General features: G+C 61.7%; 14 protein-coding genes. 6 read left to right on the forward strand and 8 right to left on the reverse strand.

Going from position 1 to position 22,121, the window contains the following annotated elements; translation table 11 throughout:
- The first annotated feature begins 163 nt into the window (after positions 1-163).
- A complete protein-coding gene (locus KVT38_RS25785; RefSeq protein ID WP_217596621.1) occupies positions 164-787 on the forward strand; it encodes an ANTAR domain-containing response regulator in 624 nt (207 codons plus the stop codon).
- Positions 784-1,842, forward strand: a complete 1,059-nt coding sequence (locus KVT38_RS25790; protein WP_217596622.1) for an anthranilate phosphoribosyltransferase — start codon at positions 784-786, stop codon at positions 1,840-1,842. The genes KVT38_RS25785 and KVT38_RS25790 overlap by 4 nt, the downstream gene beginning before the upstream one ends.
- Before the next feature lie 557 nt (positions 1,843-2,399).
- Here KVT38_RS25790 and KVT38_RS25795 read toward each other — a convergent pair.
- From KVT38_RS25795 to KVT38_RS25820, 6 genes are all read right to left on the reverse strand, one after another.
- Positions 2,400-8,426, reverse strand: coding sequence for an S-layer homology domain-containing protein (locus tag KVT38_RS25795; protein WP_217596623.1), 6,027 nt, complete (start codon positions 8,424-8,426; stop codon positions 2,400-2,402).
- Between the two features lie 107 nt (positions 8,427-8,533).
- Positions 8,534-10,111, reverse strand: a complete 1,578-nt coding sequence (locus tag KVT38_RS25800; RefSeq protein WP_217596624.1) for an extracellular solute-binding protein — start codon at positions 10,109-10,111, stop codon at positions 8,534-8,536.
- A 57-nt stretch (positions 10,112-10,168) separates the two neighbouring features.
- Entirely contained in the window at positions 10,169-11,053 is an 885-nt protein-coding gene (locus KVT38_RS25805; RefSeq protein WP_217596625.1) for a carbohydrate ABC transporter permease, read from the reverse strand.
- Between the two features lie 47 nt (positions 11,054-11,100).
- The gene (locus KVT38_RS25810) at positions 11,101-12,030 is read right to left on the reverse strand and encodes an ABC transporter permease (RefSeq protein WP_254639560.1); all 930 of its coding nucleotides are present in this window, start codon (positions 12,028-12,030) and stop codon (positions 11,101-11,103) included.
- A 536-nt stretch (positions 12,031-12,566) separates the two neighbouring features.
- Positions 12,567-14,366: a cache domain-containing sensor histidine kinase gene (locus KVT38_RS25815; protein ID WP_217596627.1), complete on the reverse strand. Its 1,800-nt coding sequence runs from the start codon at positions 14,364-14,366 to the stop codon at positions 12,567-12,569.
- Complete coding sequence (locus KVT38_RS25820; RefSeq protein ID WP_217596628.1) at positions 14,359-15,993, reverse strand: response regulator; 1,635 nt, start codon at positions 15,991-15,993, stop codon at positions 14,359-14,361. Before KVT38_RS25820 ends, KVT38_RS25815 begins: the two co-directional genes overlap by 8 nt.
- 204 nt (positions 15,994-16,197) lie before the next feature.
- On the opposite strand from KVT38_RS25820, the gene KVT38_RS25825 reads away from it, so the two are divergent.
- Positions 16,198-16,824: a LysE family transporter gene (locus KVT38_RS25825; protein WP_217596629.1), complete on the forward strand. Its 627-nt coding sequence runs from the start codon at positions 16,198-16,200 to the stop codon at positions 16,822-16,824.
- Here KVT38_RS25825 and KVT38_RS25830 read toward each other — a convergent pair.
- The gene (locus KVT38_RS25830) at positions 16,720-18,177 is read right to left on the reverse strand and encodes an amino acid permease (RefSeq protein WP_217596648.1); all 1,458 of its coding nucleotides are present in this window, start codon (positions 18,175-18,177) and stop codon (positions 16,720-16,722) included. The genes KVT38_RS25825 and KVT38_RS25830 overlap by 105 nt on opposite strands.
- A gap of 198 nt (positions 18,178-18,375) precedes the next feature.
- Here KVT38_RS25830 and KVT38_RS25835 point away from each other — a divergent pair, with 198 nt between their 5' ends.
- From KVT38_RS25835 to KVT38_RS25845, 3 genes are read left to right on the forward strand one after another with little or no spacing between them, the layout of a single operon-like run.
- The gene (locus KVT38_RS25835; protein ID WP_217596630.1) at positions 18,376-19,074 is read left to right on the forward strand and encodes a GntR family transcriptional regulator; all 699 of its coding nucleotides are present in this window, start codon (positions 18,376-18,378) and stop codon (positions 19,072-19,074) included.
- Entirely contained in the window at positions 19,071-20,162 is a 1,092-nt protein-coding gene (uxuA, locus tag KVT38_RS25840; RefSeq protein WP_217596631.1) for a mannonate dehydratase, read from the forward strand. Before KVT38_RS25835 ends, uxuA begins: the two co-directional genes overlap by 4 nt.
- Positions 20,159-21,019 carry an SDR family oxidoreductase gene (locus KVT38_RS25845; protein WP_217596632.1) on the forward strand — a complete coding sequence of 287 codons (861 nt, stop codon included), beginning with the start codon at positions 20,159-20,161 and terminating at the stop codon, positions 21,017-21,019. Before uxuA ends, KVT38_RS25845 begins: the two co-directional genes overlap by 4 nt.
- A 271-nt stretch (positions 21,020-21,290) precedes the next feature.
- Here KVT38_RS25845 and KVT38_RS25850 read toward each other — a convergent pair whose 3' ends face one another.
- The gene (locus KVT38_RS25850) at positions 21,291-21,932 is read right to left on the reverse strand and encodes a polysaccharide deacetylase family protein (protein WP_254639561.1); all 642 of its coding nucleotides are present in this window, start codon (positions 21,930-21,932) and stop codon (positions 21,291-21,293) included.
- Between the last annotated feature and the right edge of the window lie 189 nt (positions 21,933-22,121).

Here is a 22,121-nt window from a genome sequence, read left to right on the forward strand (position 1 = left end):
CCCGAATATATTACGAAATGACGATCATGTCAATATATATAACATGAAATAATGAATCATCTTTTCTCTCGACACTCCGCTTTCTTTTGTGTTATAAAAAGTAACGAAGAAAATGTGTCGCCTTCCATCGGGAATGGCGAACCGTCAGGAGAGGGGGGCGTCGATGCGTTCATTGCTCGTTGTTCACAACCATCAGACAGCCGCCGAACGGCTCGAATCCGCGGCTTCCAAGTCGCTGCTGCCCGAGTCCGTCATGCGCGCGGCCGGTTATTCCGTTGCGACGGCGCGGGGGGAAGAACAGGCGCGACAGCGAATCGCCGAAGCCGACGCCTTGATCCTCGATCTGCCCATTCCGGAAATTGAAGCTTGGAGCCGAAGCGTCCTCGACTGGAAAGTCGTGCCGATCCTGTGGTGGTGCAGCGAAGCGACCGCGACGCTGTCCGTCGAAGCCTGCGAGGATGGCGTGATGGCCGACGGCGTGCTCAGCGCATCCATGCAGCCGACGGACATTCACTGGACGCTGCAGTTCGGGGCTAAGCAGTGCTTCGAGCGTCAGCAGTGGCATCTCGAACGCCGGCAACTGCTCGCCAAGATCGAAGAGCGCAAGTGGATCGACATGGCCAAGGGTATCTTGTGCGAAGTGAAGAACATCACGGAGACCGAGGCCTACGACATCCTGCGCAAGCAGGCGATGAACGAACGCAAGCGGCTCGTCGACGTCGCGACCTCCATCGTTAATGTCTACAATCTGCTGCAAGAGCAAAAACAAGGGAGGACGAAGCGATGATCCAGCTGCTCAAGGAGGTCGCCCGCGGCAAGCGCGGCGCCCGCGATCTGACCTACGACGAAGCCGTTCTGGCGGCGGAAGCCATCCTGACGCAGGAAGCGACGCCGGCGCAGACCGGCGCCTTTTTTATCGCGGAGCGCATTAAAATGGAGAGCGTCGACGAGCTCGAGGCGTTCGTCCGAATCGCGCGCAAGTACGCCCGACGCGCAGAGGGACTCGGTATCGGACTCGATTGCGCAGGGCCGTACGACGGCCGCAAAACGTCGTTTTACGCGACGTTTCCGACCGCCTTCCTGCTCGCAGCGGCCGGTGTGCCGACCGCATTGCATGGGACGGCCTCCCTTCCGCCCAAATGGGGCATCACGCTGCAGGATATCGTCTCGTGCGTCGGCATCGGAGCCGCAGACTTGACGCCCGAGCGGACGCTGCTCGCTTTCGAGCGGTCCGGCGTATTTTTCGCGTCTACCGAAGCGTGGTGCCCGCCGCTCGGACGGCTGCGCCAGATCCGCGAGGAGCTCGGCATGCGTACGGTGCTGAACAGCGCGGAAAAGCTGCTGGATCTCGGCTCTTCGCCGCGGATCGTGTTCGGCGTGTACCATAACACCGTGTTCGACCGGCTCGCCAGACTGTTCATCAAGCTCGGCTACGAGCAAGCGCTCATCGTGCAGGGCGCGGAGGGCTCCGAGGACCTGCACATCAACCGCCCGACCAGAGCCTATCTGGTGGAAAACGGCGAGTTCCGCCTGCAAATCTTCGATCCCGAGACGTACGGCATCGAGGCCCAGCCACCGGAGCGGACATGGACGCCGGCGGATCAGCTAGCCGTGGCGGAGGCGGTGCTTCGCGGAGAAGCCGATCTGGCGTACACGAACCAGACGCTGTTCAACGGCGCGGTTCGGCTGCACCTGGCGGGCAAGGCCGAGTCGGTCGAGCAAGGACTGTACGCCTGCAAGGCGCTGCTCGACGGCGGCGAAGCGCACGCGGCTTATGAGAGCTGGCGGACGGCTCTGCTCGAGCCGATGAGCTCGGCGCCCGAGGCGACGGCTTCGCGCTGAGCGGCGCGGGGCAAAAAGAGACGCTCCTCTTTCCGGCATGTGCCGGGGAGGGAGCGTCTCTTTTTGTTTTTTGCGGCAGGCACCAGTTGCCCTGCGCGGGTGGGTCAGGGCTGATCGCCTCCTCTACGAGAGGCGATGGGCTTCGCGCGTGCACGATCGGGCGCATCGCCTGCTCTTCGAGAGGCGATGGGCTTTGCGCGTGCCCGATCGGGCGCATCGCATGCTCTACGAGAGGCGATGGGCTCGGCGCCTGCCCGATCGGGCGCATCGCCTGCTCTACGAGAGGCGATGGGCTTTGCGCGTGCCCGATCGGGCGCATCGCCTGCTCTACGAGAGGCGATGGGCTCGGCGCGTGCCCGATCGGGCGCATCGCCTGCTCTACGAGAGGCGATGGGCTTCGCGCGTGCCCGATCGGGCGAATCGCCTGCTCTACGAGAGGCGATGGGCTTCACGCGTGCCCGATTGGGCGAATCGCCTGCTCTACGAGAGGCGATGGGCTTCACGCGTGCCCGATCGGGCGGATCGCCTGCTCTTCGAGAGGCGATGCGCCACTTTTATTACCCGCGCTCGTAGACGCGGTACAACAGCACGGCCGCCTCAGCGCGGGTCAGCTGGCCCTGCGGGCGCAGCTTGCCGCCAGAGCCCTGCAAAAGGCCGGCGCCAACGAGCGCTGCCAGGTCCGGCTTTGCGTACGCGGCCGCTTCGGACGCGTCGGCGAACGCCGCGAGCGCCGCGGCGTCGCCTTCGGGCAGCCCCGCTTCGCCAGCGCTGCGCAGCGCGCGAGCGATCAGCGCCGCCGCTTCCTGGCGGCTGACCGCGTCGCCCGGCCGGAACCGGCCGTCGCCGGAGCCGCCGGCGATGCCGAGCGACGCACCCACGCGAACCGCGTCGGCATAATATGCGCCTGCCGCCACGTCGGCGAAGTCCGCGGCCGCGCCGCCCGCCTTTCCGTTCAGCTCGAGCATCCGCACGAGCAGCAGCAGGAAGTCGGCCCGGCTAACCGGCGCGCCCGGATCGTAGCTGCCGACTTCGCGCCCCTCCACGATGCCGCGGGCGGCCAGCGCCTCGACGGCTTCGCGCGCCCATTCGGCCCGGCCGAGATCGCCAAAGCCCCGGTCGACATAGACGACCGCATACGAACTGAAATGCGTCGTCCGGAACGTCACGACGCCATGCGCCGCGTCATATCTTCCGCTGACGACCGGATGCGCCTTCCCTTGCGCGTCGATGTAGCGGATCGTCAGCTTTTCGGGACGTGCGGCTTCGTTCGAGGCAGGCGAGTAAGGCACGGAGATAATGGCCGACGACTCGCCGTTGCTCCAGGCGATCGGCACGCCGCCGGACATCAGCGATACGTCGATTGCCGGACGTTCGCCGACTAGCGCCTGCAGTTCCCCGCTCCAAATCTTCCGATTGGCAGTCTGCACGATCAACGTTACTTTTCCTGCTACAACATGGGCCAATTCTGCATCGCCAAGCATATCGTCCATCACTACGACGGAGCCGAGCGGCGTAGACAATTCGATCCGCCGGTCGGCATCGCCGCCCGCCAGCGCGCTCGCAGGCAGCTCGACCGCATATCCGGTCGCCCCGGCCGCGCTGGGCAATACGATCTTAACTAGCTCAACGCCATCTTTGGCGTAGGCTTGGTCGAGCTCGCCTTCTCCGACCGATGCCCGCACGAGACCGCTGGCCGCATCAACCGAAGCAACAGGCGTAAGCGTAACCGTCCCGGCTGCCGGCGTCGGCGTAGGAGTAGGCGTTGGCGTAGACCCGTTCTGCACCGGCGGAGGCGTTGGAGTCGGCGCCGGTGTCGGTGTTGGCGTTGGCGATGTTGTCGGTTCTCCGCCTTCCTCCTCCAGCGCATCCAGCGCCGCCGTCAGCGCCGTCCGATCCGCGCCCTCCGGCAGCAGCGCCACGAAGCCTCGCGCCGCGTCGATCGCCGTATCGCTTTTCTCCACCTTCGCCGCAGCGACCGCCGCCTTGGCCGAAGCGAGCGACCATTGTTCAAAGCTGCCGTCCAGCAAATACAAGTCGCCGTACAGCGTGAAGTCCTTGCTCGCGCCGATGCCCTGGTTGTATTCCATGTAGCCCTCGCGCCCGCTGCCGTCGTTCTCGTTCATGAGCAGCGTGAACCCGAGCACATCGCGCGGATCGAATTCGTACCCCGCGCCGTGCAGCTGATCGAGCGGTATCGCGATCTCATAATGCGTTACACCCGCCTCCTCATCGCGCGTCACCGTTGCCTCGACGCCGGCGCCAAGCGCGCCAGTCTGCAAGCCTTCCGGCGCCTTCCACCGCCACTTGACGGCACTGCCGTCGTCGCGCAAAGCGAAGCCGAGCTCGCTCACCTGCTTGCTCGCCGCGCCGGCGCCGCGATTCAGGTCGATGCCGAGCTGGATGCTGTCGCCCTGCCAGATGTCGACGCCGCCATAGGACTGCTTGTGAACGTCGTCCCGCACCATTATGTCAAAATACAGCTTGTCGTCTTCCCAAGCGACGCCCGCATCGGCACTCAGATCCGCCGGACCGGAGCGTCCGCCCCCGGCGTACTCGTCCTGCGCGGACAGATCGATACGAGGCGCATCCGACGCCGCCCCCGCCAATGGCCCGGCAAACGTCTGCCCGAGCTTCACCGAGGACAAATACGTCCGACCGTCGTCCAGCGTTACCTTAAACTTCAGCGAGGCCGCCGCCAGGTAAGGCAGGTCGATCTTGACACTTTCTCCGTATGAAACACCCTTAAACCGAATCGGCTTCAGCAGTCCCGCATACGACGACGGCTGCACAAGCTCGACCTTGCCGGACAGCGCGGCCGGATCGGTCGCGTTGGACAGCACGAGCCGCGCGTTCGAACGCTCCTTGTGCGCCGGGTCGAGCGCCGTCTTCTCAAGCCGCAGCGCCACCGGCACGAGATTCGAGCCGCCGACCTTGACGCCGGCTTCGTTCACAAGCTGGAAGCCGCCCTTGAAAAGATTATTCGTAATCGTCATCCGCTCGATGTCGGGTCCAGCGTACACATGCGTCGTTCGCGGCTGCTGGAAGTACGAATCGTACAGCGCGACGTCGCCGCCGAGCGCGTTGATCCCCTTTTCCCCGACCGTCGTAAAGTTGCTCTGCTGCATCCGCAGCCGTCCCGAACGGATATCGACCGAGCGCGACGTATCGCCCCACATCGAGGTGTTGAAAAACCGCGCTTCAGCGTCAAATCCGTCCTCGAGGGTAATGTAAACTTTGTCCGTGGAGCTCATCGACACCAGCTCCGTGTTGACGAACGTCAGCCCCGCATCTCCCGCGCCTTCCAGGTAGACGCCCTTCTTGCTGCCGTCGGTGCCGTGACCGAGCACGGTCGCGACCGGACTGCCGCCGCTCTCCGCCGCGAAGTGGATGCCGTACTGCGAGCCGTAGACGAAGGTGTTGAAGATCGTCTCTCCCTCGACATGCCCGATGCGGAACGCGTCCAGATGCTCCTTTTGATAGCTCCACACCTTGTCGAAGTCCGCGTCCGTAGACGGGTGGTTCGGATAGTTGTTGCGCCCGTAATAGTGAGGATTGAACTGCACGTTGCGCATCATGCCGCCCTCGGCGCCGCCGCCGAGATAGATGCCTTCCATAAGCGGAGATCCGGCCACGTAATCGATGTAATGGCCGCTCGTATCGTAGGTGCCGAAGTCGATGCCCTGGTAGGAATTGATCAACGTCGTATCGATCGCGTAAACCCCGTGCCCTTTGCCGCGGATCGTCCAGGCGTACGGCTTGACGTTGTTCCAGTCCTGCTCGTCATAGTAGACGGACAACCCGCGCACGCCCGCCGAAGCCGCAAGCGTGATCAGCGCGGTTGCGCCCTCCGGCGCGCCCTGGCCGTAGCGGGTGAACAGCACCGTGCCGCCGCCGATCGTATGATGCGGCACGTCCCATGAGCCGCGCAGCTCGACGCCCGTCGGCACGGACAATGGCGAATCGACGCGGTAAATGCCCGCAGGCAAATACACGGTGCCGCCGCCTGCGTCGCCCGCTGCGTCCAGCGCCTGCTGGATCGCCGCCGAAGCGTCAACGACGCCGCCCCGGTCCGCCATATACGGCGCCGCGGTCGCATCGAACAGCTGCCGGCCAGCCGGTTTCGGCCTTACCGCGGCGTCCGTCGCGATCTCTTCCGGCAGCCGGTCCAGCACATACCTCGCATCCTGCGTGACGTTGACCTCCGCAGCCTGGCTCTCGTCCGTCACTTGCAGACTGCCGTCCAGGCCCGAATTCACCGCATTCAGCGACTGCGCGGCGCCCGTCAGCTTGACTTGCTTCGCCGCATTCGCAAAGCTTGACTGCCCGAGAATAAGCGATCCGCCGCCCAGCTCGATCGCATAACTACCGTTAGCATCGTCCCAACCCGCGAACGCCGCGTTTTCGAAAGACAGCACGCCGCTGCCTTCGCCGACGACCGCGCGGCCCCCGCTGCCGTCGACTTGCACGTCCTGGAACTGCGCGATCGAGTGGAAGCCCGCCGTCGCGTAGATCGCGGCCGGCGATTCGCCGACGCCCGCGGCGAAGCTGCTGCGCGTCACCAGCAGCCCGTAATCGTTGACGCCTTCAATCTTCAGTCCGATCCGGCTGTCGCTCACGTGAACGTCGTATACCTGCGCGTTCGCCGTCTCGGCGGAGCCGGTGCGCGTCGTCACCCGCATGCCGTTGTCGAAGCCCGACAGACGGATATCCGACATGTACTCCCAATCGGAACGGCCCATCACGATACCCTCTGCATGCGTCGTCGTATAGGCGCGCAGCTGTCCCGCGTCCGGCGCGCCGGCCAACCCGGACGTTGCCCAGTACGACGGCGCCAGTCGGATGCCTTCCAGCCTGCCGATATCGGTCGTAAAGTCGAGGAAAATGCCTGTATGAAGCACGGTGCCGTACAGATTTTTCACATAGTGAAGCTCGTTCCACTCCGGTCCGATCTTGATGCCGCCATAGCTGTTGACCAGCGTGATGTTCTCCATCGTCGCGCTGTCGCCCGGCAGCTGCTCGAACGTCCACGGATACGCAGACGGATCCGAGAGCGACTGCTCGGGATACCACACCGACAGATTCGTGGCGGCGCACCCCGGCTGCAGCGGGATAAACCTCTCGCCGTCCGCCTGCCCCCCCCCGCCGTACGACGCCAGAATAGTGCCCAACCCCTGCCCGCCCGTCTCGTCCGGGCAGATCCAGTCGCCGCGCAGCCTCACCCCGGTCGGCACGTTCAGATGGCCGTTCAGCCGGTAGGTGCCTGCCGGCGCGAACACGACGCCGCCTCCGTTGCCGCCGGCCGCATCGAGCGCGGCCTGAAACGCGGCGGTGTCATCGCTCGCGCCATCGGCCTTCGCGCCGAAGTCGCTCACGCTGAAGTCCGCGATGACGACGTCATCCGTCACAAATTGCGTATCGTACACCTTCGTCTGTGTCGCCGTCGACGTTCGCGCGACCTTTTTGACCGACACGCGCGCCACGGTCAGGTCCGGATTGTTGTCCGGGTTGCCGCCGCCGCTGATGCCGATGCGGAAGTCCGAGCCGTTCGTCCGGTTGGCGAATCTGGCGTCGATGAGCTTAAACGTCTTCGTCTTCCATTGCCCGCTGTTGCCGTACGTGAACAGCGGCGAGTCTTTAAATGCCGCCGACAGCGCATCGTATTGCAGCACAAAGCTGCCGCCGCCCTGGTCCAGATACTCCACGGTCACATAGACGTCCTTGTCCGCATTGTCGAACAAATAGGCGTCGTCCACGTTCATGTACAAGTAAAGCGTGCGGTCGCCCGGCGCGCCGCGATTCGTTTTCCAATAACCTTTGCCGTCCAGCGTGCCCTTCACGAGACCGGACTCGTTGTCCCCGCCTCGTCCCGCAATGCCATGCTCGACCGCCGTCTCGCCGAGCGCGATGCTCGCCTCGTCCGCAGCAGTCGCCTTCAGCGTCTTGGTCACGACGACCTTCGCGAGCTTCAGCTCTGCGTTCGTCTGCCAGCTCGCGCCGCCCCCTTCGATGCCGAGGCGGAAGTCCGAACCGCCTGTCCGGTTGGCGAAGTTCGCGTCGGTCAGCTTGAACGTATGCGATTTCCAGGCGCCCGTATCGCCGTAGCTGAATAGCGGCGCATCCTTGAAGCCGTTGCCCTCGCCCTGCGCATCATATTGCAGCACGAGCTTGCCGCCGCCAGCGTCGTAATAATCGACCGTCACTTCGACGTCGTACGCCGCCATGTTTACGGAATAGCCCTCGTCGACGTTCATGTAAAAATACAGGATTCGCTTGCTCTCGTCGTCCGCGGACCGGTTCGTTTGCCAGTATGCGCGGCCGCCCGCCTCGCCCGTGACGAGCCCTTCCGGCGCCCCGTCTCCTGGCCTGGCTACGATCCCGTGCGCCTCCGGCGCGGCTCCGAGTAATATGCTAACGCTTTCATTTCCTTCCGAAGTTCCCGCCGGATTTTCAGCCGGAATCTCCGCCGCGCTTGCCCGTTCTAGCGTCCGGCCCGGCGCGTCGCCCGGCCAGCTGCCGAGCAGCAGCAGTACCGCCAGCAAGCCCGATACCCACGCGCTAAAGCTTCTTTTCCTGAATGCACGCATCTCATTTCCCTCCTAAACCCTGTTTTGGACAAAAGAAAAGGAAGCCCCCCGCGAATCATCGACAGCTATGATGAGTTCGAGGCGGGCTCCCGCCGTTCATAAGCGTATTACTTCTTGGCTGCGAGGAAGGCGTCGACCTGCTTTTGCGTTTCCGCGATAATTTTGTCGAGGCCGTTTTTCTTTTGCTTTTCGATATAGTCGTCGACCGCTTTTTCCGGGTCCTTCACCGTACCGAATTCGATCGGCTTGTTGAATTCCTCGATTGCCTGGTCGCGCTTGGCCAGCTCGTTTTTCATCGGCTCCTCGGAGACGAACAGGCCGTCGAGCGGCGAGTTGACGTTGATCGGCTCGCTGGCGAACTCGGCTTCGTGCAGCCAGAAGTCCTTCGGGTAGGTCGACGTCGGACGCATGAACTGCGGCTTCCAGAACGCCCACTGGCCGCCCCACTCCATGTAGTTGCTCGTCGTCGTGCTCATGCCGTCGGGATAGACGGCCGTATCGCCGTCGAGCTTGTACGTCTTGCCCTCGATGCCGTACTGCACCAGATCGTACAGCGTGCGGTCCGTCTCGATCATGTCGAGGAAGCGCAGCACGCGGTCCGGATGCTTGGAGTTGCGGTTGATCGCGGCGACGTTGGCGAGCGGCGTGCGGTTCACCTGCTTTTTGTCCGGATAGATGAGCGACGACTCCAGCTTGAACGACGGATCGGAGAAGCCCGGATCGGCGTTGACCCATTCGTGCGAGGTGAGCGTGAACACCGACTTGCCGTTGCGCCACTCGGCCGCCCCGTCCGTCTTGTCGATCATCGCGTCGCGGTTGATCAGCTTCTCGTCGTACCACTGGCGCGCCTTGACCGCGGCTTCCTTGTAGAACGGCTGCTGCTCGATCGGCTGGATTTTCATCGCCGGATCGCTCAGGTAGTAGCCGAGGCCGTGCTGGTTCAGGTCGATCCACTCTTCCCGAATCTTGATGAGCGTCAGCGGGCCGGTGCGGTTCAGCTTCATGTTCGGATAGGCCTTGCGCAGCTCGCGCAGCAGGTTTTCCGTATCCTCGATCGTCTTGACCGAATCCTTGGTTACGTTGATGCCCGCCTTCTCGGTCAGATCCGAGCGCCAGGTGACGAATTGGCGCTGGTTCATCTTCATCGTCCACGGCAGGCCGACGATATTGCCGTCGATCGTCGCCGCGGAGAGCGTGCCCTGCTCCTCGTATTTCTTGTACAGATTCGGCGCATACTGCGGCAGCAGGTCGTTCAGCGCCATGTAGGAGCCTTTGGCCGCCATCTGGTTGTAGGACAGCCAGTCGCCGTCGAAATTCAGGTCCCAGTTGTCGCCGGAAGCCGCCATGACGAGCATCTTGTCCTTGAAGTCGTTAAACGGAATAAAGTTGATGTCGAACTTGACGTTCAGTCCTTTATCCTTGACATAGTCGCTAATCTTGGACCATACCTCGTCGGTGGCCGCCTTCTTGTCGCCGCCGAAGTAGAACTTGAGCGTGACCTCTTCCTCCGCCTTGGCCGTCGAACTTGGGCTTGCTGCGCCGCTGGCGCCTGCGCTTGCCCCTGCCGTCGCCGTGCCGGACGGACTTGCCGCGCCGTTGTTGTTATTGCCTCCGCAAGCCGACAGCATCGCGCCGAACAGCATGACGCCGGCGAGTACCGCGGTAGCCGATTTCCCCTTTCGCATGCGAAACCTCTCCCCTTAATTGTGAGATATATACTATCACGGCCGAAGCCGTTATAGTCAACCTTTGACTGCGCCTACCATGAGGCCCTTGACGAAATACCGCTGCACGAACGGATACAGGAAGATGATCGGCCCGATCGTAATGACGGTGAGCGCCATCTTGATCGACTCGGACGGGATCGTCGCCGAGATCTGCTGCATGGCCGCGGCATTGCTGGAGCTCTTAAGGAACTCGACGTTGGAGACGAGCGTCCGAAGCAGCAGCTGCAGCGGCTGAAGCTCCTGCTTGTCGATGAACATGAGGCCGAGGAACCAGTCGTTCCAGTAGCCCAGGGCGACGAACAGGCCGACGGTGGCGAGCACCGGCACGGACAGCGGGGCGATCAGGCGGAAGAAAATCCGGTATTCGCTGGCGCCGTCCATTTTCGCCGATTCGTACAGGTCCTCCGGGATCGCCATCATGAAGTTGCGGATGAGGAACATGTTGAAGGCGTTCGCGAGCGGCGGCAGGATCATCGCCCACAGCGTGTCCTTCAGATCAAGATAGCGGACGCAAATGATGTACCAGGGCACGAGCCCCCCGCTGAACAGCATCGTGATGATGACGTAGATGGACAGCACATTGCGGTATTTGAAAGATCGCCTCGCCATGACGTAGCCGCCCATGCCGTTCACGACGATGGACAGCACGGTGCCGATGACGGTGACGAGAATGCTGATGATGTAGGCGTCGACGATCCGGCTCGAGCCGAGCAGCAGGATCTTGTAGGAACTCAGCGTGACGTGGCGCGGAATGAGCGCGTAGCCGTAGTTGACAATGTCGTTCTCGGTGCTGAGCGAGCCGGAGACGACCATGATAAACGGGAACAGGCAGGCCAGGCTGAACAGCAGGACGATCGCGCCGATCACGGTCTGACTTAGCGAAAATCTTCTGGTGAGCATCGGGAGAAGCCTCCTTGCCGGGAAACGTAGTTAGGGAACGAGATGGATCAGAAAATCGCCGAGTCTCTGTCGATCCTGCGGGCGGCGTAATTGCTGGAAAGCACGAGCACGAAGGCGACGACGGACTGGAGGAAGCCGGCCGCGGAGGCCATGCCGATATCGCCGGATTGGCGAAGGCTGCGATACACGAGCGTGTCGATGACGTCGGTGGTGGGGAACAGCAGCGTCGCGTCGCCGACCATCGCGTAAAACATCCCGAAGTCCGCGTTCATGATCCGCCCGATCGCGAGCAGCGTCAGAATGACGACGGTGGGTCTGAGCATCGGCAGGCTGATGTACCGGATCTGCTGCCATCGCGAAGCGCCGTCGATCGAGGCGGCTTCATAATACGAGTTATCGATGGAGGTAAGGGCGGCCAGATAGATGATCGTGCCGTAGCCCGTCACCTTCCACCGGATCGCGATCGTCAGGATGATCGGCCACAGACCCGCCTCGCTGTAGAAGTCGACGGGTCCCGCACCGATCCACTCAAGGAACCGGTTGACCGCGCCTGTCTCGTAGTTGAGCAGGTTGTAGGTGAACACGCCGACGACGATCCAGGAGATAAAGAAAGGCAGGAACGTCAGCGATTGCGTCACCCGCTTGAAGTACTTGTTCCGCAGCTCGTTCAGCATGAGCGCGAAGCCGACTTCGAAGACGAGGCCGACGGCGATAAAAAGCACGTTGAGCAAAATCGTGTTCCGGACGGCGCGGAAGGCGGCGTCGGAGGACAGCAGGTAGTCAAAGTTGTTGAACAGCGGGTCCATCCAGTCGCTTCCGAAGATGCCCTTCTGGAAGTCGAAGTCCTTGAACGGGATGATCAGGCCAGACAGCGGCAGGTAGCAAAACAAAAACAGCAGCGTCGCGACGGGCAGGAACATGACGAGGAGCTGATGGTTTTGAGCGAGGTCGCGGACCAGTCCGTTTCGGCGTTTCATGCGCATGGTTCCTTTCTGTATTCGTGATATCTTCATGATAAAGGCGGGCCGTTTCCCGTTCCATGAGCGGATCTTATCCTTTGCGGTCCCTGATTGTCCTGTTCGTCCGGAAGCGTCCGCGCGCCTCCGATTGCGCAGGAAAACTGCCAGGGAAGGATCTCTAATCGCCCTGACGGCCCTTATCATTTAAATCGAAAGTCGAAAGTAAACTCGCTCGGAACGCAGCATGACAGCTCATCCGCTGGCATGACAACGCCGATCAAATAACGGTTGAAAAGCTGTTATTTCCCATGATCGCGTCGTCCTTGGGGCAAATAAGTGTTGTAGCGCAATTATTTTTTCGCATTTGAACGGTTCGAACCGATTCTGATCCAAATAATTGCGTTTGAACACTTATTCCCTCGAAGCCCGGATCAGTGCGCCGATTAACTGCTTTTCAACACTTATCTCCCACCTCTCAACGATCCAAAAGCAGCTCCGCACATCTCATAAACATTGCTTATATAGGTTCTGACAGTTCAAAAAAAAGAGCCGCCCTACTCGGGCCGGCTCTTGTCCTCTTCGTCCAATATCGGGTGCCGCAGCGCGATTTTCGTGCCGAATTCGGGTCCCGTCTCGATGCGCAGACGGTAGCCTTCGCCGAAGTACAGCTTCAGCCGGTTGTTGACGTTGCGCAGCCCGACGCCCTTCGCGCTCGCGGTGCTGCGGCCGCCGGGCGGCTCCTCCGTCTCGAGCTTCGCGAGCGCCTCGGCCGGTATACCGCCGCCGTTGTCGATGATGTCGATCGTGAGATCGCCGCCTTCGCGGCTGGCTGAGATCAGAATTTTCCCGCTCTCGAAGTCGTTGCGAATGCTGTGCTGAATCGCGTTCTCCACGAGCGGCTGGAGCAGCAGCCGAAGGAAGGGCAGCTCCTTGAGCTCGTCGTCCACGCCGTACAAGATCCGGATCGGTCGCCCCATGCGGGCCTGCTCGATCGCGACGTACGCTTTGACCTGCTCCAGCTCCCTGCCGAGCGTCGTGATCTCCTTGCCCTGGTTCAGGCTGAGCCGCAGCAGGTTGCCGAGCGCGGCGACCATTTGCGCGACTTCGCCCGCGCCGTGCTTCTCGGCTTTCCAACGGATCGACTCGAGCGTATTGTACAAAAAGTGCGGATTGATCTGATGGCTCAGCACTTGAAACTCCAGCTCTTTTTTGTCGCGCTCCGCGCGCGAGGCCTCGTTGATCAAGCCTTCGATCTTGCGGATGAGGCTGCCGAAGCCCCGGTACAGCCATCCGACCTCGTCCTGTCTGCGGGAAGGCGGGATCTGCTGCTGGTAGTCGCCCGACTCCAGCTTGCGCATATAACGGACTAAGCGGACGATGGGCTGGGTAAAGGAAGCCGTAATATACAGCACGACGCCGACGCAGCAAAGCAAATAGCCGATCAGAAAATAGACGGTCGCCCGGTTGATCTCGTCGATCGTGCCGGTCAGGTCCTTGAGCGGCGTCAGGCTGACGATCGCCCAGGGCTCGTTGTCCGTCCGGACGAAGCTCGCCAAGTACTTGCTTCCCCCGACCTCGATCGTTTTCTCCCCTTCGCTGTCCTTGCGGAACTGCTCCACGAAGCCGGACGAGGGGAACGCCGTGCCGGTCCAGCCGTTTTCGAACGAATCGTACAGCACGACGCCGTCGTCGTCCCGCAGCAGCAGCAGCCGCTGCTCGATCATCTGCCCGCTCGGCGAGAAAAAACGCTTGAGCTGGTCTTCGGACACGTCCGTAGCGATAATGCCCCGCGGCGTCTGGTCGTACAAACCCGAGAAACGCTTGACGTAAGAAAGGAGCGGACGCTCCAGCCTGCCCTTCTCCGGCAGCTTCAGGTACCAGGAAGGGCTGACTTGCGCGGCGGATTGGCGGAACCACGCCTGCGCGCCGACGTTCGGCTCGCCGATCGTGCTGAGGTAATCGGCATACCGGCCGGGATCGATGGGATACACGCTGACCCGGAAGGCGTCGACGGACGAGGTGCGCTGGTACAGCCAGGTCAGCAAATCGACCGTGAACGATTCCCCGTTGGCCGCGTCTCCGCCGGCCGGCTCGAGCAAATCCTGCAGGCGCTTGTCGCCGATCAAGTCGTTGACCTGATCGTTCAGCGCGCCCAGGTAGTTTTGAAAGTTGGTGCGCACCTGCAGCAAGTAGTTGTTGGCCATCGACAGATTCGCGTTCGAGATGCCCTCGATCGACTTGACGTGCGCGTAATAGGCGAACCATAAAAAAGGGACGACTATGATCATGAAGAAGATCAATATCATCCGGTTGCGGAGCGACGAGGCGAGCCGCAGCGAGATCCCTTTATTCATCCGCGATGCCCTGCAGCCTTCGGTATTCCTTCGGCGTCAGTCCCGTCTGTCTTTTGAACACTTTGGTGAAATGGACGGGATCCTTGTAGCCGACCTGCGCGGATATCTCGTAAATTTTATATTGCACGTCCGACAGCATCCGCTTCGCCTTCTCCATGCGAATGTCCGTCAAGTATTCGAGAAACGTTTTGTGCATTTCTTTTTTGAACAGCTTGCTCAGCCATACCGGCGTCACGTGCACCTCGGCCGCCACGCTCGGCAGCGTAAGGCTCTCCGCGTAGTGCGCGCGGATGAACTTGTCCGCCTCCTGGATGATCTGGCTCGGCGGCGCCGCATGGCTGCGGAAGTCGACCGCCATGGCGAGCAGGAATTGCTCGGACTGCTCGCGCAGCGACTCCAGCGTGTCGAACTGCTCGAGCCGCTCCCAGACGATCACCGGGTTGCGTTCCCAGGACCGGTCGGTCCAGCCGAGCGCGGCCGCCTTCTTGAACAGGCTCAGCAGCCATTCGAAAATCCGCTGCTGCGTATCGCGAATATGGCTCGCGCCCCAGCACCGCACCATCTCGACGAAGCGGTCCATCGCGGAGCGGATGTCCTCGTCCGTGCCGTACCGGACCAGGTCCAGCACTTCGTCCGTCTGCGCGATCGAAGGCACGTCCCGCTCCGCTTCGTTTTCCCAGCCGAGACTCGTCAACGCGCGGTTGCCGCCGTAGACGGCTTTTTGCATCAGAATGTCCTCCGCCTCCTGATACAGCGCATGCAGCCGCTTCGTATCGCCGCACCCGGAGCTGATCGCGACGCTCACGTTCACCTTGACGTATTGGTTGACGCGCCCGATCAACAGCCCGGCGAGCTCCTTGGCAACCTCGAGCCAGCCATTCTCCGGACATGCCAGTACGATCGCCCACCGGTTCTTCCGATCGGGGACGAGGACGAACGGATGCGGCAAGTCCTCCTCAAGCGTCTGCTTGGCGACGTTGCCGATGCCGAACAGGATGAGCTCCTTTTCCAGCTGCGAGCCTTCCCGCGTCTCGATCGACTTCAGGTCGTCCACTTCGACGAGCATAAGCGCCAGATGGCCGCCAAGCAGCCAATCCAGCTCCAGCGTTCGCAGCCTGTGCGCGATCCGCGTCTCCCGGTACGGATCGTACGGCACCTCGATCAGCTCGCGCACGACCTCGTCCCGCATCTTCGGCAGGGCGGAGGACAGATCGCTCTGCAGCCGGCTCTGGCGCTCGCGCTCCGTCCGCTCCTTGCGCAGCTGTCCGATCGTACGCGTGACGATCTCGCCGAGCTCCTCCGCGTTGATCGGCTTCAATATATAGTCCATCGCGCCCAGCTTCATGGCCGTTCGCACGATATCGAAATCGTCGTAACCGCTGATGACGATCCCCTTCCAGCCGGCGGGACGCTCGGCCGACAGGCGCTCGAGCAGCTCGAGTCCCGACATGCGGTTCATCCGGATATCCGTGACGACGAGGTCGGGCAAACGCGCCCTGGCGATCGCCAGCGCCGTGTCGCCGTCGTCCGCGACCGCCGTCTCCTCCACCCCGTAGTCGGCCCAGGGAATTTGCGTTCGAAGACCCTCTCTAATTTCAAGTTCGTCGTCCACGATCAGAGCCAGCATACGAGGCCCCCCCTTTCCCATGAACCCGCGATTGGCAAATGCGGACATTCGTCAGAAAAGCATACCCTCGGGGCTCGCAAATCGCAATGAGCATATCTTAGCTTTTTAGGGGAAATGCGATATTTATCGTTATCGTGCTAGCGCGCCCGTCTGCGTCATAGGTTGTACGAGGTAGACAAGTATAGCGCGCTGGAGGCGGAAATGATGAATGTGTTGATCAGTCATATGCTGCTGGGACTGTCGCTTGCCGCCCCGATCGGACCGATCAACGCGGCGCAGATGGAGCGGGGCATCCGAAGCGGGTTTCTGCATGCCTGGCTCATCGGACTGGGCGGCGTACTGGCGGATTGTATTTTTATGATTCTGGTTTACTTCGGCGTCATCCACTTCCTCGGCATCCCTTTTATGCAAACGTTTCTGTGGCTGTTCGGCTTCTTCGTGCTCACTTATATGGGCTTTGAAAGCATCGCAAACGCGAAAAAAACGGCCGCCCGGGCCGGAAGCGGCAAAGAAGCCGCGGTCAAATCGCTCGCGGCCGGTTTTTTTATGTCTTTGTTTAATCCGCTATCCATCCTGTTCTGGCTCGGCATTTACGGCTCCGTGCTCGCCGATATGGTCGCCAAGTACGAGGCTCGAGAGGTTTTGCTATACAGCGCGGCCGTCCTGGGCGGCATTATGCTGTGGGACGTGTTCATGGCGCTGCTCGCGAGCAGCTTCCGCCGGCTGCTAACGCCCCGGCTCCTTGCCGCGATATCGGTCGCGTCCGGCCTGTCGCTGATCGGCTTCGGCGTATACTTCGGGCTCGAAGCGTACGAAGCGCTGTTCGGATAGCTTGTTTTTGCCGCGCGCTTCCTGCCCGCCCTCCTCCTTGCGCCACTGTCGCCGCATGATCAGCGTCACGCCTCCGATGACTGCAACGAAGCCCAGACTGATAAAAAAGCCGGGACGGCTCACACCGTGAAACCAGGTGCCGGACACTGCGAGCGCGATCAAGCCGATGCCCGCCCATTGCTTGACCTTGCCCCAGATGCCCGTCTTCAGCAGCCGGCCGGACGTCGCCAGGATGAACAGCCAGTTGTACAGCAGCATCAGGCCGGCGGCGGTCGTCACGTATTCGTAGACGCTCTTCGGCATGAGCAGCGCGAACACGACCGACGCCGTCATCCCCGCGGCCGTGAGGCCGATCGCCGGCAGGCGGCCTTTCCTCCCTTTCTCCGCCCTGGCCGCGAACACAGGCGGCGCGTCCTTGTCTTTGGCGAGCGTGACGATCATCGCCGTGACGGCGAACATCGAGGCGGTCATCGTCGAAAAGCCGGCCACGATGAGAATCGCGTTGAACAAATGCGGGACGAACGGCAGCCGGTAATCGGCCAGCGCGATCACGAACGGACTTCTATCGCCGGTGAACGACTTCCACGGCTCGAGCACGAGCACGAAGGCGAGCGATGCGACGTAAAGAAAGGCAAGCAGCAGCAGCATGACCGTCCCCGCCTTGGGCGCTTCCTCGGGCTTTTTAAGCCGGACCGCCATCAATCCGACCACTTCAAGTCCGCCGAAGCTGTAAAAGGCAAAAATCAGCGCGGACCAGATGCCCATCGCGCCGACGGGGAACCAGCTGCCCGGCATCGCGGGTCCGTGCTTGTCCGTCGTCAGGACGCCGGAAAGCACAAGAATCGCGATGACAAGGAACATGACGACAGCCGCGAGCTTCATGACTGCGAACACGTTTTCCATCCGCTCGAAGCCCTTCGTCCCCCAGAAAACGATGAGCAGCCCTAACGCGCCGAACCCCGCGGCGAAGCACCACATCGGCACCTGCGGCAGCCAAAACCGCGAAAACAGCGAAAGCGCGGTCAGCTGGCTGCCCATGATCAACAGCTCCGACGACCAGTACATCCATCCGCTGCTGAAGCCCGCCCATCGGCCGTACGCCTTTTTGGCGTAAGAGCGGAACGAGCCCTCGAGCGCCGTCTGTGCCGTCATGCGAGCCAGCTTGTCGAAGACAAAATAGGCGCCGAGCGCGGCCAGCAGATAATCGAGCAGAATCGCCGGACCCCCGATCTCGATCGCGATTCTGGACGCCAAAAAGAAGCCCGTGCCCACCGTGCAGGCGACGCCCAGCAGGCTAAGCTGCCACCACTTCAGTTTGTCTTTTTCTTGCGAAGCCCCACTGTTTTCCGGCATGTTCGCGTTGCGCTCCCGTTCCGTAGCTGTTCTTTTCATCCAGCTTACATTTCCCGGGAGCGGCTATATTTATAAGCGGGCCGAGGGAGATGTCGAGGAATAATCGAAAGCACGGACAAACCCCGAAAATTCACGCTACCACACTACCATACAAGTATGGTAGGATGTTGATGAAAGCCCGAAAGGAGTCATGCTGCCATGTATACGAACGGACGCGCGCAAGAGCCCTCGGCGCGGGAGACGGTCTACGCGAAGCTGAAGGAGCAAATTCTGAATCTGGAGCTCGCTCCCGGCACCGCCCTGTCCGAGAAGGAATCGTCGCTCGTGCTGGGCGTCAGCCGTACGCCGGTGCGCGAGAGCTTCGTGCGGCTCGCCCAGGAAGGACTCGTTCAAGTGCTGCCGCAGCGGGGGACGTTCGTCTCGCTCATCGATCCTGCGCTGGTCGAGGAAGCCCGGTTTATGCGCGAGCATCTCGAACGAGCAGTCGTCCGGCTCGCTTGCGCGCATTTTCCCGACAGCCATCTGCATGCGCTTGAGGACAATCTCGCCTTGCAGCTGAAGAGCATCGAGCGCGAGGACGACCGCCGGTTGTTCGAGCTGGACGAAGCGTACCACCGGATCCTGTTCGAGGGCTGCGGGAAGCTCAATACGTGGCGCGCGATCGGGCAGATGAACGTCCATCTGAACCGCAGCCGGATGCTGCGGCTCGTGGCGGACCGCCATTGGCGGCATTTGTACGAGCAGCACGAGACGATTTTTAGGGCCGTCAAGGAAGGCGATGCCGACCGGGCGGAGCGCGTCATGCAGGAGCATCTGCTGCTCGGCGTTCGCGATCTGGCGCATCTGATGGACAAGTACCCGCAATATTTCATATCGGGAGGAGACGGCAAGCCATGAGAATGACGTTCCGCTGGTTCGGCACGGGCAACGATACGATCTCGCTCGCGCAAATCCGGCAGATCCCCGGTGTCGAAGGGATCGTATGGTCGCTGCACGACATGCCGGCAGGCGAAGAATGGCCGATGGAGAAAATTGTGGCGTTACGTGACGAGGCGCACGCGGCCGGATTGAACATCGACGTAGTTGAAAGCGTGAACATCCACGAGGACATCAAGCTGGGGCTTCCTAGCCGGGATGCCTACATCGAGAATTACAAGCGAACGCTGGAGAAGCTGGGCCAAGTCGGCGTCAAAGTCGTCTGCTACAATTTCATGCCTGTGTTCGACTGGCTGCGGACCGAGCTTCACAAGGAGATGGAGGACGGCTCCACCGCCCTTTTCTACGAAAAAAGCCGGATCGACAACATCGACCCGTTCGAGCTGGTTCGGCAGATCAACGAAAACTCGGAGCTTACGATGCCCGGCTGGGAGCCGGAGCGGCTCGAGCATCTCACCGCGTTATTCGAGGCTTACAAGGGCGTCACTGAAGAGGATCTCTGGGAAAACGTGCGCTACTTCCTGGACGAGATCATCCCCGTCGCGGCCCGGTGCGGCATCAAAATGGCGATTCATCCGGACGATCCGCCGTGGCCCATCTTCGGTCTCCCGCGCATCATGACGAGCCAGGCCAACTTCCGCCGGTTCCTCGCGCTGCACGACAGTCCGTACAACGGTATCACGCTGTGCAGCGGCTCGCTCGGCGCCAACCCGGTCAACGATATCGTGTCCATGATCCACGAGTTCGCAGACCGTATCCCGTTCGCGCATATTCGCAACGTCCGCGTATACGACAACGGCGACTTCATCGAAACGTCTCACCGAACGCAGGACGGCTCGGTCGACATCGCCGGCATCGTGAAGGCGTACCACGACGTCGGCTTCACGGGCTACGCGCGGCCGGATCACGGACGCCATCTTTGGGGCGAAGTGTGCCGTCCCGGCTACGGGCTGTACGATCGCGCGCTCGGCATCATGTACTTGTGGGGATTGTGGGACGCGGCCGTACGCGCGGCGGCGGATGCCAAGGCCAAGGAGGCGGCCGTATGAGCGCAAGTCTCCTCCCGATCCACGAATCGCTGGCGGGTAAAGTCGCCGTCATCACCGGCGGCTCCGGCGTCCTGTGCCGCGTGATGGCCAAGGAGCTCGGCCGCCAAGGCGTCAAGGTCGCCGTCCTGAACCGGACGGTCGAAAAAGGCGAACAGGTCGCAAGCGATATCCGCGCGGCGGGCGGCACGGCGATCGCGGTCGCCTGCGACGTCACGGATACGGACAGCGTACGCGCGGCCGAAGCCGTCGTCTCGCGTGAGCTGGGTCCGTGCGACATTCTGATCAACGGCGCGGGCGGCAATCATCCGAGCGCCAATACGACGGGCGAGATTTTCCGCCTCGAGGACCTCGGGCAAGAAGGCGTGACCACCTTCTTCGATCTGAGCGCCGCCGGCTTTAGAGGCGTGCTGGACCTCAACTTCATGGGGACGCTTATTCCGTCCCAAATCTTCAGCCGCTCGATGGCCGAGCGGGGCAGCGGCGTCATCGTCAACGTCTCCTCGATGAGCGCCCCCTCTCCGATGACCAAGGTGCCCGCCTACAGTGCGGCGAAGGCTGCCATCAACAACTGGACGCAATGGCTCGCCGTGCACCTCGCCGAATCGGGCATCCGCGTCAACGCGCTGGCGCCGGGATTTTTCCTGACCGAGCAGAACCGCGCGCTGCTCAAAAACGAGGACGGCTCGCTCACGGAGCGGTCCGGCAAAATTATCGCGCATACGCCGATGCGCAGGTTCGGCCAGCCTGAGGACCTCCTGGGCACGCTGCTCTGGCTCGTCGACGACGCGGCGTCCGGCTTCGTGACCGGCGCCTTCATCCCTGTGGACGGCGGATTCATGGCGTACTCGGGCGTGTGACGTCGAGGATAGTCGAGGCGGCATGACTGGGATTGTTCCCGGTCAGGAGTTGTTTCATCGGGAAGGCTGGCGCGGGGGTTCATTTGTTTCCAGTAGAGACTTCCTTGTTTAGTAGAGACGAGGCTAGATTCGATTGTTCCTGGTCAGGACTTCTTCGGCATGGAAGACTTGTCCGGCAGTGCACTCAAAAAAGCCCAGCCAGATACGGCGCCGAGTCGGAATGGTCCGCTCCGGCGCCGTATCTGTCGCTGGGCTTTTCATGTCGCTGCCTTTATTTCGTCGCGAGCAGCTCGCTTGCCGTCAAGAAAACGTAGCCTTCCTTTTTCAGCGTCTTCACGAGCGCTCGTACCGCCTCGACCGTCTGAGACCGGTCGCCGTGACCGTCGTGGAAAACGAGAATGCTCCCCGGCTCCGAGACGGCAAGCGAAGCGTTCAGAATGTGCTCGACTCCGGGCATGTCCCAATCGCGCGCCGCGCCGTTTACGCCGCCGATGACGGCATAGCCGAGCTCGCGCGCGATGCGTTCGACCTGCGCGTCCGTCGCCAGGTAGGGCGGTCGGAACGTGGAAGGCTGCACGCCGACCTTCCCGCGGATCAAGTCGCCGGTGCGGACCATCTCCGCGCGGACGGCTCCCTCGTCCAGTTCGGTCAGATTCGGGTGCGTGTAAGTATGATTGCCGATCTCATGGCCTTCGTTCTGCACGAGTCTCGCCGTATCGGGATACCGCTCGATCTGGTCGCCGGTCATATAGAACGTCGCCCGGCCTCCCTCCTCACGGAAAATATCGAGTATCTGCGGCGTGAATTCGGGGTTCGGACCGTCGTCGAAAGTGATGGCAACCGCCTTGACGGCGGTATCGTGAATCGAGATCATGTCGGATGAAGCGGCGGATCGGGCGTCGGCTTGGCTCATTCGGGCAACGTCTCCTTATGTACGAGATGAATGGTGTACCCATTCCACTTCAAACTTTAAACCACATTTGAAGTTTTTTCACTCTTTTCCTCCAGAAGTTGCAAAGATAAGCGCCTTGAGGGCACTATCCCGGCCGGATTGCACGACTTCGGAGCGACGATAAGTGCCTCAGGGCATTATCTCGGCCGG

This window comes from Cohnella sp. GbtcB17, assembly GCF_019091135.1.
GTDB lineage: Bacteria > Bacillota > Bacilli > Paenibacillales > Paenibacillaceae > Cohnella.

Coding starts and splice junctions, on each gene's coding strand:
- KVT38_RS25830 (WP_217596648.1), bottom strand. CDS start 18,177: ATGCCGGAAAACAGTGGGGCTTCGCAAGAAAAAGACAAACTGAAGTGG.
- KVT38_RS25835 (WP_217596630.1), top strand. CDS start 18,376: ATGTATACGAACGGACGCGCGCAAGAGCCCTCGGCGCGGGAGACGGTC.
- KVT38_RS25790 (WP_217596622.1), top strand. CDS start 784: ATGATCCAGCTGCTCAAGGAGGTCGCCCGCGGCAAGCGCGGCGCCCGC.
- uxuA (WP_217596631.1), top strand. CDS start 19,071: ATGAGAATGACGTTCCGCTGGTTCGGCACGGGCAACGATACGATCTCG.
- KVT38_RS25795 (WP_217596623.1), bottom strand. CDS start 8,426: ATGCGTGCATTCAGGAAAAGAAGCTTTAGCGCGTGGGTATCGGGCTTG.
- KVT38_RS25810 (WP_254639560.1), bottom strand. CDS start 12,030: ATGAAACGCCGAAACGGACTGGTCCGCGACCTCGCTCAAAACCATCAG.
- KVT38_RS25850 (WP_254639561.1), bottom strand. CDS start 21,932: ATGAGCCAAGCCGACGCCCGATCCGCCGCTTCATCCGACATGATCTCG.
- KVT38_RS25800 (WP_217596624.1), bottom strand. CDS start 10,111: ATGCGAAAGGGGAAATCGGCTACCGCGGTACTCGCCGGCGTCATGCTG.
- KVT38_RS25815 (WP_217596627.1), bottom strand. CDS start 14,366: ATGAATAAAGGGATCTCGCTGCGGCTCGCCTCGTCGCTCCGCAACCGG.
- KVT38_RS25825 (WP_217596629.1), top strand. CDS start 16,198: ATGAATGTGTTGATCAGTCATATGCTGCTGGGACTGTCGCTTGCCGCC.
- KVT38_RS25820 (WP_217596628.1), bottom strand. CDS start 15,993: ATGCTGGCTCTGATCGTGGACGACGAACTTGAAATTAGAGAGGGTCTT.
- KVT38_RS25785 (WP_217596621.1), top strand. CDS start 164: ATGCGTTCATTGCTCGTTGTTCACAACCATCAGACAGCCGCCGAACGG.
- KVT38_RS25845 (WP_217596632.1), top strand. CDS start 20,159: ATGAGCGCAAGTCTCCTCCCGATCCACGAATCGCTGGCGGGTAAAGTC.
- KVT38_RS25805 (WP_217596625.1), bottom strand. CDS start 11,053: ATGCTCACCAGAAGATTTTCGCTAAGTCAGACCGTGATCGGCGCGATC.